Here is a 14,438-nt window from a genome sequence, read left to right as displayed (position 1 = left end):
AGGCCCGCCCCGCAGCTCGCGGGGCGGGCATCGAAACGACGACGAAGCTGGCACCATGGCTCAGAATGCGTCGGCGCTAATCACTTCGCCACCAGCGACGGTCGCGATGGCATACCAGGCCCTGAAATTCACCGTATTCTTGATGAACCTGACCGATCCGTCCATCATCAACACGTTAACACCGCCGGGATGGTAGGAACTGGCAGCGACCATCGTCTGGGTGGCGCCTGCGAAGTCCTGATTGCTCGAAGTCCCGGGGTAGCTGTTGACCCCGGTCCAGTAGCACGAACGTCGGTTGGGGGTCTGGGTGTGCGAGTAGATGTTATGCCCGCCGGAGAGGGCAAACTCCCCCTTCCAGTAATATTCCGCCGAGCCCGGACTGTTCTGACAGGACTGGGCAGCCAGCCAATCGGGCGGGGAAGTCGGTGTTCCCTGACCGAGGAACTGATTCCAGGAAGGTCCATCGAAGACCGTCCCCAGCCCACCGTCATAGGTCCCCTCGAAGCTTTGGATCGACTCGCTCATGATGGCGGTATTGCTGGTGCCGTCCTGGAATGAGGCCATACTGATCGGACCGGGGGCGCACTGTGCGCCGCCGAGGAGGTTCGAGTCGGTAGCCCCCGGAGAATACGATGGGCCGTTGACTCGTCCTCCGTTGAAGAACCGGCTGGTGCCCACGTTCCAGTAATAGTCCGTGGTGGAAACCAGCTTACGCTGGCCGTTGATGAAGTAAGTATTGTTCCCGCCGTTGTGGGCGTCGGAGGGGCAGAGGAACGTTTTGACGTAGGCGATATTCGCCGTGGCGTTGTCACGGCCGAAGTTGCCGGCCCAGACATTCTCGTCGATCGGCGGGTTATTCCAGGAGCCCGAGGCCGATTTCCCGCGAACTCCGAAGTTGGTGTTCATCGCATTGTAGATCGTCTGCTGTTCCAGGTAGGGGAGGATTCTGGCGAGAACCCCTTGATCCTGGTAGATGTTCGGGTCTGCGGGGATTGGCACCCCGAAGGTGGCCGATGGCGGGATGACGTCATTGCTGCTCACATAGTTATGCACGCCCAGGCCGATCTGCTTCATGTTGTTGACGCACTGGGCGCGACGGGCTGCCTCGCGAGCGGCCTGGACGGCCGGCAAGAGCAGGGAGATCAGCACGGCGATGATGGCGATCACCACCAGCAACTCGATCAGCGTGAAGGCTCGGGAACGTCTGACGGATTTCACGATCGGTCGTCTCCAGTTAGTGTCAGATCGATTTCGATGGCCATCGGGAGGGATTTTCGAGCTTGGTTCGATCGCGGACGAACATGGACGACCGGACCGAATTGTTAGCTGCGATTGAATCGTGGTGCAGCGTGAAAGTCGGGGCCATCAGTCTGCCTGAGGGGCCTTATCCTTGGCTTTGGCCTTCGCTTTCGCGCTGGCTCGCTTCTCGACCGAGGAGGGTCGGTGGGTGCGTGACCGCCGCTCGGCGACTGTTTCGTTGGGGTGTTCTTCCGGCGGAGGTGGGGGGGCGTTCCGCATGAATTCGGAATTATTGTCTTGCTGAAAGCATCCGGGGACCGAGGCGAAGGCCAAGGTCGCCGCGAGGGCGAAGCCCCCAAACCTTCGGGACTTCGGAGAGACTCGCATGGTTTTTCTCATCTTGATGTTTTTAGAGCAATCTCTCGCCTTCATCGCGGAGAATTGGGGGCGGGTCGCTCGGCTTCCGATCGCTCGATCGCCGGACTTTCGTCGGTCGATTCGCCAGGTGTGACCGGGGGAGCTTCGAAAAGGATCCTTCCTTCAGGATCGGTCATCTTCAACGTTGGCTTGCCGTCTACCGAGACCGCCATCGCGAGCCCGCCTTTTTGATTGGCGCCGAGAAGGTCGATCCTGGCCTCTCCCTCTTCTCCCATTCGGAAACTCGCCCGCGTGCCAGTCCGATCGTAGAAAACAACTCCGGGCGATCCACCTCCCTCGTTGTAGACCTTCAGCCCCATCTTGTAATTGAGGTCCAGGTCCATAAAAACCAGGTTGGGCAGTCCCCATTTGTCGATGTCGGCGATCATGACCCGCTTACCATCGCGGTTGTAGAGGCCGAACTCCTTCGATTCGACCGTTTTGGGCAGCTCCGGGCCGAAGAGGTCCTTGGGACCGAGGACGCCGGATCGCATGGCCACGATTCCCGCGATCCCCGAGAGGACGAGAAGGATTACCGAGAACAGGATCCACTTCATCTGCGCGATCTCGCGTCGAGCCCCCTGGAGTTGATCTCGAAGTCGAGACAGGTCGGTCTCGGCACGACCGATCGGTTCGACCGAAGACTTCGGAATCTCTTCGTCCATCCCGCTTCCTCGGAATGTTTGATTTCGATCGTGAACGGCCCGCTTGGCCGTACAATGCAACTTCCCCGTCCGTCATCGACTCGATATCGGATCGCGGATGCGATATCGCCGACGAGAAGGCGGGTTCAACATCTCGTTGATCAACCCATCTTCCAGGTTTCGGCGACCATATCATGTCAACCAGGGAAATTTTAGCAAATCAATTTTCGGTGAAACCGGAAAGTTCCGACCCCGGTCCCGCGGTCGATGGTGATCTTCGCTTATCGAAAGAGTAAGCCGATTTCAGGGACTCCTCTCCCCTCCGGAATCATAGGCTTCGACTGCAGAAATAAGGGCGTCATAAATCGTTGACCTGGCTCATGATTGAGGCCAGAATCGAGCTTGTGTAGCGGAGGCGGGTGGGGAGTTGTCCATGTCGATCGGTCGACCGAGGCGGGCCATCCCGTTCCTTGGAGGTATCGGGGCGCTGGTCCTGGGGGCTCTGCTCTACCGAGGTATTCAGCCCGTCGACCCACTTCGGGCGGGAGCGATCGCCTACGAGCGAGGTGACTGGAAGGAGGCGGATCTCAGGGCTCGTGAAGTCCTGAAGTTCAGGCCGGGGGATCGGCACGCCTTGCGGATCGTCGCGAGATCCTCGGCCCGATTGGGTAAGGATGAGTTGGCGGAGTCCGCGTATCGCACTCTGGGCATCGGCCCGATGGAGGCCGAGGACCTATTCCTCCTCGGCCGAGGGCTGCTCCGACGCGGGAAGTCCGGCCCTGGCCTGGTCGCCCTCGGTGCAGCTCGAGACTCGGACCCGAACCACTCCGAAACCCTGGACGCCCTGGTTCGATACTGGGTGGACCGCGGATCCTGGTTTGAGGCCTCGGACGCGGCCAGGCATCTCGCCCAGCGTCCCGGCTGGGAGGTGGTCGGCCTCTCGGCTCTCGGCCGAATACAGGACCGACTGAATGACCCATCCGGCTCGGCGAACGCACTCGGGGAGGCCCTGAAACGAGACCCTTCCTTGGGCCGGTCGGGCATCAGACCCGACGATGCTCGCAAGCTCCTGGCCTGGTCGCTTCTCGCGACCGACCGAGCGGCCCAGGCCGATCGAGTGATCGGGTCGTCCGATTCTGAGGCGAACTGGCTGAGGAGTCGAATCTTCCTCCAGCAAGGCCGGACCCAGGAAGCCGAGGCCGTCTTGCGGCTGGCCGGAGATCCCGAGCTTCGCGATCCGATGAAGCGAGAGCCCTCTCCTTTCGTCGGTTCTGCGGCATGCGCCCGCTGTCATCGAGAGAAAGCCGAGGCGAGGGAGTCGAGCCGCCATGCCTCGACCTTACTCAAGGGAGAGGATCTGCTCGCGATCCCCTGGTCGGGAAAGGTAATCGACGATCCTTCGAACGGCGAGGTCAGCCAATCTCTTCACCGATTGGGAGATCAGGTGGAGGCCACGACTCGTGTGGGTTCCCGAGAACTTCGGGCCACGATCGAGTACGCGATGGGATCGAACCATCAGGGGCAATCCTTCCTCGCTCGAGAGGCAGGAGGACGTGTTCGGGAACTCAGGATCTCCCGATATCCCGAGGAACCGCACTGGGCCCTCACGATCGAGCATCCCGACCAACCGCCGGACGAGGGGGGGTATCTCGGACGATCGCTCTCGTCCTCGTCGGTTTTACTCTGCCTGGATTGTCACTCGACGAACTTCCGGGCATTGACCGAGCCCGAAGGGCGACCCGAAGCGACCGATCGCGGGATCGGCTGCGAACGCTGTCATGGGCCGGGGGCGAATCACCTCAAGGCGGTGGAACTTCACTTCTCCGACCCGGCTATTGCTCGCCCCCGACTCGCCTCGGCTTCGGCCCTGATGAAGCTCTGCGGCCAGTGCCATATGGCGCCAGGTTCTGTCTCGCCCGACGACCCCAAGTTCATCCGATTTCAGACACCCAACATCGAGCGTAGTCGCTGTTACGCCGAGAGCCGTGGAGAACTGAGCTGCGTAACTTGCCACGACCCCCATGTCGACGCAGTTCGATCCGCAAGCCATTACGAGGCGAAGTGCCTCGCGTGCCATGCCGCGAATCGTGAACCCTCGGCCTCGTCGGTCTGCCCGGTCAATCCAAACGACCAATGTCTCGATTGTCACATGCCTCGGGTGTCCGATGCCGTCCCTCGGTCGGTGTTCACCGATCACTTCATCCGGATCCGCAACTCACCATCTCCCCCGGATCTTCGATCGCCCTAACGCTCATCAGGCGTTAACCCTGGGCTCGGACAACGCGAGTCGGGCGCGAGTCGCCTCGTCGACGGCTCCGAGCTGGTCGAATGCGACGATCGCGAGTTCGAGGGTTTCGCGATGGGCTGGGTCGGCGGGGTCGAAATGGCGCCCGATCTCCTGGAGGGCGAGCGCCCGTTCCAACGGCATGGCCAGTTGCTCGGCAGACCGGAGAGACCTTCTCCATGCTCTTCGAGCCGGACCAACGCGACCCTCCAGCCATCGAATTTTGCCCTCCAGGAGCCACAACCGGGGCTTGGCGATGGGATAGACGCGGGCCAGTCGTCGGAGTCCGCCGATCAGGGTCTCTGCCCGGGCCATCAAGAGCTTCCGATCCTGTTGGGAGGTCCCCAACTCGTCCCGTTCTCGAAGGGCCAGATACGCCTCGGCCGCCCCGGCATAGCCTTCCAGGGTGTAAGAAACGATCGGCGGATTCCCCCGCATCAGTCCCAATGTGCTTTCAGCGGCCGACCGGGCGGACGACCAGTCCCCGAGGGCCTGGTAAGCCTCCGCCAGCAGGCCCGACCTCAGGATCAAGTCGCCGATCCCGAGGACTTCGGGGGGAAGTGTCAGGGAGGCCTCCAGGAGAGCCAGTGCCTCCGGAACCCGGCCCAGTCGGATCAGGATCATCGCGCGGCCGTGACGACTCCAGGCCAGGGCCTGACCATGATTCCGGCGGCTTGCTTCCTCTCCGAACTCGGCAAACCTCCGCTCACCTTCCTCGAATCGACCGTTGTAGAAGTCCAGCCGAGCCAACTCGCCCGAGGCCTCCTCCCAGCGCCTCCAGTCGCCGATCCCATCGGCGATATCGACCGCCGCTGACAGGTTCTCTCGACCCTCGGACCATCGGGCGATCCCGAGATAATACATCCCGGTCAGGAGCCGGACCCAGGCTCGGGTGGCCAGGCATTCGAGCCTTTCGGCCGTTTCGAAGGCTCTTCGAGCATAAAACTTGGCCAGGAAATGGGCGGGAACCAGACCGCACGCGATGCTCATCACCGCGAGACTTCGCGCCAGCTCCCTCGAAATCCCGGCCCCCTCGGCAAGGTTGAGTGACCGGATCGCGGCATAAATCCCCAGGGTCCGATCCTGATCGAAATAACTGAGCTGGCCAATCAGTCCGAAGGTCGCCGAGGCGAGCCGTCGTGATTGAGCGACCTCGGACGAGAGCCGGCCCTCCGCGACCGGCCATATCCTGCGCTTGATCATCAAGGCGACGTGAACGGCGAGATCTCCCGGAAGTTTCGTCGGACCTGGCACGGGCTTTCCGAGCAACACCAGCGCCCGCTCGGCGTGGACTCGACTCGGGACCAACTGCCCGAGGCCGAGATACGCCTCGCCCAGGAGGAATTCCCAGCGGGCTCTTCGAGCCGGTTCGGGAGCGGCTTGAGAAACCTCATGACGGTCGAGGACCTCGGTCAAGAATCCGATGGCCTCCTGGTAGGCGCCGCCTTGCAGGACCTCATCGGCTGCTTTCTCCAGGGTGTCGATGGCCCGAGCGTCGTCGCCGGCCCTGGCCCAATGGTAGGCCAGCCTGGGATAGGAGGTTGCCGCCTCGCCGCTGGGAGTCCGTTCGTACCACTCCGCGACGGCCCGGTGGAGCTGCCTCCTCTGGGCGAAGGGCATCAGGTCGTAGACCACGTCGCGGGTGACGACGTGGCGGAAGAGGTAAGCCAGCTCGGGTTCGGGCTCTTCGTTCAGGATCAAGGCTAGCCTGGTCAGTGAATCCAAGATGATCGGCAGTCGTTCTCGTTCGGGCTCGATCGGATAGACCTCACGAAGCAAGCTCACGGCGAACAGGCGACCGATCACGCTGGCCACCTTCAGGGCCAGTTGCTCGGGAGGGTCCAGCCGATCGATCCGTCCGTTGACCACCCCCTCGACCTGATCGGGAATGCTGACCGAGTCGAGGTCGACCCCAGGTGCGACCCGGCAATGGTCCCCCTCGATCACGAGGAGCCCGGAATCGCGGAGGGCGAATGCCAACTCCTCGCAGAAGAACGGGTTCCCCTGGGCTTTCCTGAGGAACAGGTCTGCGGCAGGAGGGGGCAGGTTCTCGACACGAAGTCGTCGACAAGCCAACGCCAGGGCGTCCTCGGAACCAAGGGCATCGAGCCGGATCATCACGGCTCCGGGGACTTCCTGGAGCCGGGAATACTCTCCGGGGAATCCCACCTCTTCGGGACCTCGACTGGTGACGACGATGAGGGCGTTCGAAAGCAATCGGGCCGCCTCGAGCGTGATGGTCCAGGATGCCGAGTCGAACCAGTGGGCATCTTCGAGTATCAAGACGGTGGGAGCACGGTCGACAGCGCGTCGGAGCAGGCCCAGGAGCAGGTCATTGATGTTATCGGCACGGACCTGGCCCGCCATCTGTGACGTCCGCTGGTTCTCGGCCAGATTGACGAGGACGATTCCGTTGAGGAGTGGGGCCAGCCTCAAGAGTTCGGGAAAACTCGCAAGCCGCTCCAGGAGTTGATCGGCCCGGGTCGAAGCGTTCGCCTCCTCGTCGAGTCCCAGAATCCCCGAGATCACGGGGCGCCAGGCATGGTATGGGGCGGTTCGCTCGACGGCGTCGCTCCGTCCGCTGAGGGTCAGAAGGTCCCGCTCGGCAGCCCGAAGCACGAGGTCTTTGATCAATTGCGACTTGCCGATTCCCGGCTCACCTTCGACGATGACCAGGCCCCCTCGGCCCCCGGCCAGGGCGTCGAGCCGATCGGCCAGAAGGCCACGCTCCTCGACCCGGCCGATGGTAGGCCTGCCCCCTTCGCAAGCGGGAATCACGGCCTCAGGTCGATAGAGCGGCACGAGCCCTTCGATATTCTTGAAAGCCCTCGGCGGCAAGGTCTGAAACTCGAAGCATCGACGAGCGGCGTGGAAGGTGGCCTCGTCGCAGAGGATCTCACTTCCTTCCTTGGCGGCCTGCATGAGCCGGGCCGCCAGGTTGACCGACCGCCCGATCACGGTATATTCGCGTCGCCGAGGGTTACCGACCTCCCCGCAGTAGACCCGTCCGGTCGATACCCCGATCGCGGAACGTAGTCCGAGTTTCAACAAAGCCTCGCGGATGGCCTTGGCGGCCATGAGGCCGCGCCGGGCATCGTCGGAATGGGCTAGTGGAGGCAATCCCAGCGCGGCCAGGAGGATCGTCCCCTTCTCGTCGACGCTCAGCTTGTTTAAGCTCCCTTCATACCGATAGAGCGCCCCCTGAATGACGGAGACGATCTCCTGGGTCTTCTCGATGACATCGGGGCTCTCTATCGAGATCGGGGGGAGATTGACGAACAGGACTGTGAGTCGACGAAGCTCGGCGATCCAGTCGGTCTGCCCCGCTTCGAGCCGGGTTCGGATCGCTCCTGGTATGAAGGATTGGAGGGAACTCCGAGACTCCGGACCGAGCATTGGGGGTACCAGAGGCCGAGGCGGAGGCGCCTCGAGACCGGTCAGACGCATGCAACCCTGTTCGAGCGGTTTGCCGAAGGCGACCCCCTGTACCAACTCCCAGGCTTCGGGCGAGAGCACGACATCCCCCGGCCGGGCCAATCTCTCGGCCAGTCCGATTTGAGCCAGCGGATCGCCGGCGAGGATCATCTCTCTCCGCTCGAGTGCGCCGCCCACATACATCCCGACAATCTCGCCGGCACCGATGCCCATCTTGGAGACCAGTCGGATACCTCCCCCGCACTCGTATTCGCCCATGCTCGCCTGAAGTAGCCGGGCGCAGCGCCCGGCCTTCAGGGTCAATGAGGACAGGGACTCGCCCGGTTCCGACTCCCTCCAGAGGGCCACGAGGGCATCCCCGGCCATCTTCACCACGTCTCCGCCTTGTTCGGTGATCCGCTCGATCAGGCCGTGGAAGTACGCATTTAGGATACTGGTTAATTCTTCGAGCCCCGTGGCCCCATGTACGGCCAGCCGTTCGGTCAGCCGGGTGAATCCCGAGATGTCGACCAGCAAGACGGCCGCGGGAGATCGATCGAGACGACCGCCTGGCCCGTCGAGACCCGGTCCGGCAAGGCGGTGTCGGATCATCGCGGGCACGTAGCTAGATAACAATTCGATGGAAGCGGACATTACGTTCCTGGAAATTCCCTTCTCCCGATTCTTCGAGAGGATCGCCCCTCACTGCAGATTCCTGATCAATCCCTCGGCATCGGTCGTGTCGAGTAACCGGAACTCCGGGCTCGCGCCTGCGGTCTGCCAGGCTTTCAAAGCAGTCCGATAGGATGTACGGAGGGCCTCGGCGGACAGGGACTGGCCATCCCCCCCGACTCCACCGGCGATCACGACCCGACGAGGTGCGGCCAGCGCGGCCAGGTGCGCAACGTCTCCGATCTCACGAATCATGCCAGGTGCCATGATCCCAAGCCTCTGGCCGACGTAAGGAACCTCCGAGAGATAACTCGCGAGCGAGCCAACCGCCGCGATTCGGGCAATCCGCGGATCCGTCGCCCCTGCTCCCAGCGCGACCAGCCCACCCGGCCCCACTCCAACCAGGATGACCTCGGAAAGTAATCGCCCATCCAGCTTCTCCACCGCATCAAGCAGCCGTCGGACGTCCACGACCCACTGGCCCAGCAAGGGCCGGCCGATCCAGAGCCCCCACTCGGCCGAGTTGTGGTCGGGGGCCGAGCCCACCTTGTCGGAAGGCCAGGCAAGTTGACCCGTGGCACGGAGGTCGATGGTCGCGAGGCCCCAACCGACCTTGCGAATCTCCTCCGCCAGCGGGCTCGAAACGGCCCTCTCCGCTCCCTCCAGGTCGATCAGGATCGCAAGAGGGGAAGTCGCCCCCGTCCCCGCTTCGATCTGAGCCGTCAATGTTAGCCCGGGCTCGGGCTGAAAACGGATCAACCTGCCTTTGTCGCCCGAGGGCTCTGATATCGGCGCTTCCGAAGAGTTGGCGGGTAGACCTCCGAAGACCTTCTCGACCAGCGATGAACGAAGCGCATCACTCATCGCCCTCCATTCCCGAGGATCTTCGGGAATGGTCCGCCCTTCGAGGAGCTTTCTGCCTTCGGCAGCGGCGAAGCGGGGGATGGTCACCCAATCGTCGGGACGGGTCTGGCCGGGATAGCATCGGAGCGCCTCGGGATCCTCGGTCTTGATCTCGGGCTCGCCGATCGGTGAGCCGTCCCCCTCGCCTTTCAGGACTCGCGTCATCCAGCCATAGACTGCTTCTCGCATCGGCCGGCTATAGTCGTGGCCCGATTCGAAGACCGTTTGGCGGACCATGTCGGGATGGCCGAGTAGGGCGAAGACCGGCTCGACCATCGCCAGCGACTTCTTCGCCTCGCCCACGGAGAACTGGTGAGCGTCGCGAGTCGCGTTGATCAGCAGGAGTCCGCGAGGGGCGACCAGTCCGAGCACTCCCCATTCCTCGGTGAACCGGAGAGCGCCAGGTACGACCTCGCACATGCAGCAACCGGTCCCCAGATAGGCCCGGTAGTTGCCGACCGAACAGACCGGGACCACGGTCTTGAGCCGCTCGTCCCAGGCTCCGGCGTACATCGACTGGTTGCCTCCACCGCTGGCGCCGGTGATCCCGATCCGGTCGGGGTCGACTTCGGGCCGGGTCCGGAGATAGTCGATCGCCCGGGAGTTTTCATAGACTTGGAGCCCCGAGAGGGGGAGCCCGACCGGTAACAAGGTCGCGGCGGTCATCTCTCCGTGATATTCGCCGAGGGCTTCGCCGACGGCCCGTTCGCCCGAGCCGAACGCGTCGACCACCAGGACGAAGAACCCGAGCCGGGCCGCCCCGATGCATCGGGACTGCACGACCGGATCCTGCTTGGCCCCCTTCCAGTGCCCGTGAACCGACAGGATCGCCGGATGCTTCCCCTCGCCGTCGGGAATATACGCGTTGGCCGTCATCCAGATCCCGGGACGCGTCTGGAAAATCAAGCGCTCGACACGATAGCCCGTCCCATCGAGGGTCCCCAGGACCCGAGGCTCCAGCGAGCAGGGCTCTGTCGGGAATTTGCCCCAGGCCATCTCGAGCCCCTGGCGCACCTTCAACCGCTCGGAAGCCCAGATTTCACGGGTCGCCGGTACCAGATCGTCGCCCCTCAGAGTGTTGGCCTGTCCTCGGATGAACCGAAGGTAGGCCTCCCGCGGAGGGATCTCATCGGCGATGACTCTCTGGTCGGACGCCATCCCGCTCAGGGACGCGAGCACCAGACCAATCGGGAGGAACCGTCGAAGTGTCGACGTCATCGTGTGGACCTCGGTGGGTGGATCTTCGGAGTCGTTAGGGCAGGTTCGTTAAGATAATCGCGTGAGACCTTATCGGGCCACGTTGCTCGTCGATTCCTGGCGAATTTCCTTGAGCAGCCGGAGCGCCGCATCGACGAGGAGCTCACCCGAGCCCTCGGCGCATCGGGCGCTGATAACCTCATAGTTTCCCTGCGAATACGCCCTCCGCGAAGGGATGTAGCCGATCGAGCCGTTGGCCAGTTCGGCGATGATGGTGTTCGGGAATGGCGAGTCCAGCTTGATCGCCAGCCCCAGCTCGACGAAGATTTCGCCGGGAAGTGAGACCCAGGCGATCGAATCTCCTAGCGCGACAACCTGGACTTCGACCTCGATCGGCTCGCCCTCGCGAGCCGCCACGTCTCGGACCTGGAAGGCCTTGACCTGATCGAGGAAGGCTGGAGTTTTGCCCGGCTGGCCGATCAGAGCGATTGTGGCCTCGGACGATTTAACATCCTCGGGGGTGATTGGTGCCAGGGGAAGCTTGACCTTCTCGGACTTCACCCGGACCGCGCCGGTCGGGTCGAACTGGAGCTTTGGCCAGGTTCGGAGGACCTCCCCCGCGAGGATTACGCCCATCCTGGCCGCGTTCTCGTGGCCACCCTGGCGGGCGGCCCACCGGACATCGATGTGGTTGATGTCGCCACAGCATCCCGAAGTGTAGAGAGTGACCATCCCGGGACCTTTGTAGCGGCCCAGGAGGTCGGCTATGGTGGCCGGCATGTCGGCCGAGAACTCCATCCCCCCGACGTTGTCGAGGTGGACCGCATGATTGACGTAGGTGGCGAGTGGCGTGGAATCCCCGTCGTCTTCGAAGTAGACCACTGCCACGTCGGGGTCGATCGTCCCGGCGGCCTTGAGGATCCTGGGGTTGTTCTTGCCGGGGTTCCATCCGACGGTCCCGTCGATCATGTGGAACCGTCGGTTGAAGCTAATCGACGACTCCTGGCCGTGAGCGGCGGCGACCTTGGCGGGCCGGAGCGTCTCCTCGGCTTTTCGAACCGCCTCGGCAATCTTACCAGGAAGTCCCTCGCCGAAGGCACGTGCCAGAGGGTTGTTCCCCCCGAAAGCGGCTTCTCTCGCTCCTCGATCCTGGAGTACGGGGCCGGTGTGGGCGTGGGTCGCCGAGATCATCACGTCGGCCCCTCCGACCCCGGTCGTTTTTTCGATCTCTCGACGAGCCTCGGACACCATGGACGCGGTCGTGCTGATGAGGTCCAGCGAGACCAGGGCAGCCTTCTTGCCTCCGGATTCCAGGACAATTGCCTTGGCAAGTAGCGGGTCGTGCACGCCCTTCGAGAGCCGCTCGGCATAATAACCGGCCATCGGCGTCCCGACTGGGGGCGTGATATCCACCGATGCGGCTCCCACCTTGAGATCGTCGGCGAAGGCTGGGCCGGTCATCGTCAATGCGAGCAGGATGGCAACGCGCATCGGGAGGTCCTCGGAGCAGGAGTCGGGCGGGGAGGTTGATTCTTCGCGAGCGTTCCAGGATCGGGAAGGCTTGCTTGATCCGTCCAACGTACGCGGTCGGTTGCCTCATTCCCACGCCCAGAACCGAAAATCTCGGATCAAGCACCAAGGCTCAAGACCCGGTCTCGATTGACCGACGCGGATAATTCGGTATGATCCGGCTCGTCGAGAGGTCACTCCTCGACGCCGTCCGGTCCCATCGCTTGAGCGTTCCTCCCTCGACGACGACCGCATTCCCGACCCGAGGCCTGCCGAGTCCACGGCGCGGGCGTGTCCTACCTGATCGAATTTCGTCCTGGAGGATTTCGTCGATGGATCGACTCTCTCGCAAGCTCGCCATCTGTGGCCTTGGTCTGGTCACGTTCGCCGCCGGCTGCCGGAGCACTCGCCCGGAAGTTCCTCCCGGTCGCCCCTTCGCGAACGACGGACGGCAGCGGAAGGCTATCGAGTTCAGTTCCGAAGGTCATCCGGTGAGCGGAGCGGCCACGGCAAACTTCAACTCGAACAACCTGGGAGGTTCGGATCTCGCCTCCGGGATCGGAGCGGGAATCGGTCGTCCCGACCCATCGGCGTACGGAGCTCCTCCAGGGGAATATGGCTCCCCTGGGACCTCGGTCCTGGGCCAACCCCCGAGCCTGGGCCGACCGACCTCCGATCCGTCTGCCATGCCCGCCAGTCTGGCTCCGCCGGTTGCGGAATCGCCGGGAATTGCCCCCCCGGCCGGAATACCGCTGGTTCCCGACCTGAACGTGTCCCCCCTTCCCCCAGGCTCCAGCCCCGCACCCAACCCGATCATTCAGGCTCCGCTGGACACACCTGGAACGATGGGTCAGTCGGATCAGATGCCAAGCCCCTATTGATCTCGCAATCGAGAGCACGATGGATGGCCGGTTGACCGTACTCTGGGAAGACCCTCACGGGCTGGCGGTTGCCAAACCTGCGGGGGTCCTGACGCAACGGGCCCGAAAGGATACCGGCGAGGTGACGCTGGAAGACCTGATCCGAGCTTATCTCGCGCCCGATGATCCGAACTCGGTCTATTTGGGGACGGTCCACCGACTCGACCGACCCGTCTCGGGCGTCATCCTTTGGGCCAAAAATCCTCGAGCAGCCCGTCGGTGGTCCGAGCAATTCGCGCTTCGTCAGGTTTCCAAGGAATATTGGGCCGTGGTCGAAGGCGATGTCGACCAGATGACAGCCTCGGGCCGGTGGGAGGACTGGATCGTACCTCCCGATGAGTTGGGCCGTGCCAGGCTGGTCCCGGTCGATACGCCCAGCTCGGTCCGAGCTTCGACGACTTATGAGATCGGAAGAAAGCAGAAATTGCCTGAAGGCTTAACCTGGCTCAAGCTCCGGCCCGAAACCGGGCGAACCCATCAACTGAGGTGCCAGGTGGCCGGGCGCGGGATTCCCATTGTGGGCGACCAAACCTACGGGGCATTACGTCCGTTCCGGGTCGGAATCGCCTTGCATGCGCGAGCCCTATCGTTTGATCACCCGATCCGTCGACAGGCCATGACCGTGGAGGCCCCACTCCCCGAAAGTTGGGAAGGGTGGATCGTAGCCTGAGGGCCAGGGATTAATCGACGCTGATTTCGACCACGCGAAGCTTGAGCGTCCCTTTGGGGATGGGGACTTCGACCTCGTCGCCGATGTGCTTGCCGACCAACGCCTGGCCGATCGGGCTCGTCAGGAGGATTTTATTCTGGTCGTAATCCTCCTCGCCGGGTCCGACCAGGATGAAATATTCTTCGTCTTCGAGATCCAGGTCGAGGACCTTGACCTTCGAGCCGAAGACGACCCGATCCGTCGGCAAGGTCGACTTATCCACGATCAAGGCTCGGGCGAGCTTGTCCTGGAGGTCGTCGATCTGGGCCTGGAGCATCCCTTGCGCTTCGACAGCGGCGTCGAATTCGGCATTTTCGGACAGATCACCAAAGTCCCGTGCCGTGGCAATCTGCTCGGCGATCATCGGCATTTTTTCGTTCTTCATCGCGTCGAGCTGGGCCTTGAGCTTCTCGTAGCCGGGCTTCGACATCGGGATTCGATCTACGGGCATCCCTTACTGCTCCCCAGGTCGGTCGATCGTGAACACGGGAGAATGCCGTGCTTTGACGGGGCGCCGTGGCGGATCGGGG

At 63.1% G+C, this 14,438-nt stretch carries 8 protein-coding genes; 2 read left to right on the top strand and 6 right to left on the bottom strand.

Features of this window, described 5'->3' with window-relative positions:
• Window positions 1–60 precede the first annotated feature (60 nt).
• Window positions 61–1,218 (bottom strand): DUF1559 domain-containing protein, encoded by a 1,158-nt coding sequence (locus P12x_RS08025; protein WP_435010349.1) that lies wholly within the window; start codon window positions 1,216–1,218, stop codon window positions 61–63.
• Between the two features lie 449 nt (window positions 1,219–1,667).
• Window positions 1,668–2,321: a hypothetical protein gene (locus tag P12x_RS08020; RefSeq protein ID WP_435010348.1), complete on the bottom strand. Its 654-nt coding sequence runs from the start codon at window positions 2,319–2,321 to the stop codon at window positions 1,668–1,670.
• Window positions 2,322–2,733: 412 nt separating this feature from the next.
• Here P12x_RS08020 and P12x_RS08015 point away from each other — a divergent pair, with 412 nt between their 5' ends.
• Window positions 2,734–4,548: a multiheme c-type cytochrome gene (locus P12x_RS08015; protein WP_435010347.1), complete on the top strand. Its 1,815-nt coding sequence runs from the start codon at window positions 2,734–2,736 to the stop codon at window positions 4,546–4,548.
• Between the two features lie 6 nt (window positions 4,549–4,554).
• Here P12x_RS08015 and P12x_RS08010 read toward each other — a convergent pair whose 3' ends face one another.
• The 3 genes from P12x_RS08010 to P12x_RS08000 form a co-directional block, all read right to left on the bottom strand.
• The gene (locus tag P12x_RS08010) at window positions 4,555–8,652 is read right to left on the bottom strand and encodes an AAA family ATPase (protein WP_435010346.1); all 4,098 of its coding nucleotides are present in this window, start codon (window positions 8,650–8,652) and stop codon (window positions 4,555–4,557) included.
• 48 nt (window positions 8,653–8,700) lie between these two features.
• Window positions 8,701–10,791, bottom strand: coding sequence for an alpha/beta hydrolase family protein (locus tag P12x_RS08005; RefSeq protein ID WP_435010345.1), 2,091 nt, complete (start codon window positions 10,789–10,791; stop codon window positions 8,701–8,703).
• A gap of 69 nt (window positions 10,792–10,860) precedes the next feature.
• Window positions 10,861–12,261, bottom strand: coding sequence for a neutral/alkaline non-lysosomal ceramidase N-terminal domain-containing protein (locus tag P12x_RS08000; RefSeq protein ID WP_435010344.1), 1,401 nt, complete (start codon window positions 12,259–12,261; stop codon window positions 10,861–10,863).
• Window positions 12,262–13,179: 918 nt separating this feature from the next.
• On the opposite strand from P12x_RS08000, the gene P12x_RS07995 reads away from it, so the two are divergent.
• On the top strand, window positions 13,180–13,869 hold the full coding sequence (locus P12x_RS07995; protein ID WP_435010343.1) for an RluA family pseudouridine synthase: 690 nt from the start codon (window positions 13,180–13,182) through the stop codon (window positions 13,867–13,869).
• 10 nt (window positions 13,870–13,879) lie between these two features.
• Here P12x_RS07995 and greA read toward each other — a convergent pair whose 3' ends face one another.
• Window positions 13,880–14,359 (bottom strand): transcription elongation factor GreA, encoded by a 480-nt coding sequence (gene greA / locus P12x_RS07990; protein ID WP_435010342.1) that lies wholly within the window; start codon window positions 14,357–14,359, stop codon window positions 13,880–13,882.
• Between the last annotated feature and the right edge of the window lie 79 nt (window positions 14,360–14,438).

The organism is Tundrisphaera lichenicola, from assembly GCF_051175385.1.
Taxonomy (GTDB): Bacteria; Planctomycetota; Planctomycetia; order Isosphaerales; family Isosphaeraceae; genus Tundrisphaera; species Tundrisphaera lichenicola.
This window is presented reverse-complemented; position numbering and strand designations above follow the sequence as displayed.

Coding starts and splice junctions, on each gene's coding strand:
- P12x_RS08020 (WP_435010348.1), bottom strand. CDS start 2,321: ATGGACGAAGAGATTCCGAAGTCTTCGGTCGAACCGATCGGTCGTGCC.
- P12x_RS08015 (WP_435010347.1), top strand. CDS start 2,734: ATGTCGATCGGTCGACCGAGGCGGGCCATCCCGTTCCTTGGAGGTATC.
- P12x_RS08010 (WP_435010346.1), bottom strand. CDS start 8,652: ATGTCCGCTTCCATCGAATTGTTATCTAGCTACGTGCCCGCGATGATC.
- P12x_RS08005 (WP_435010345.1), bottom strand. CDS start 10,791: ATGACGTCGACACTTCGACGGTTCCTCCCGATTGGTCTGGTGCTCGCG.
- P12x_RS08000 (WP_435010344.1), bottom strand. CDS start 12,261: ATGCGCGTTGCCATCCTGCTCGCATTGACGATGACCGGCCCAGCCTTC.
- P12x_RS07995 (WP_435010343.1), top strand. CDS start 13,180: ATGGATGGCCGGTTGACCGTACTCTGGGAAGACCCTCACGGGCTGGCG.
- greA (WP_435010342.1), bottom strand. CDS start 14,359: ATGCCCGTAGATCGAATCCCGATGTCGAAGCCCGGCTACGAGAAGCTC.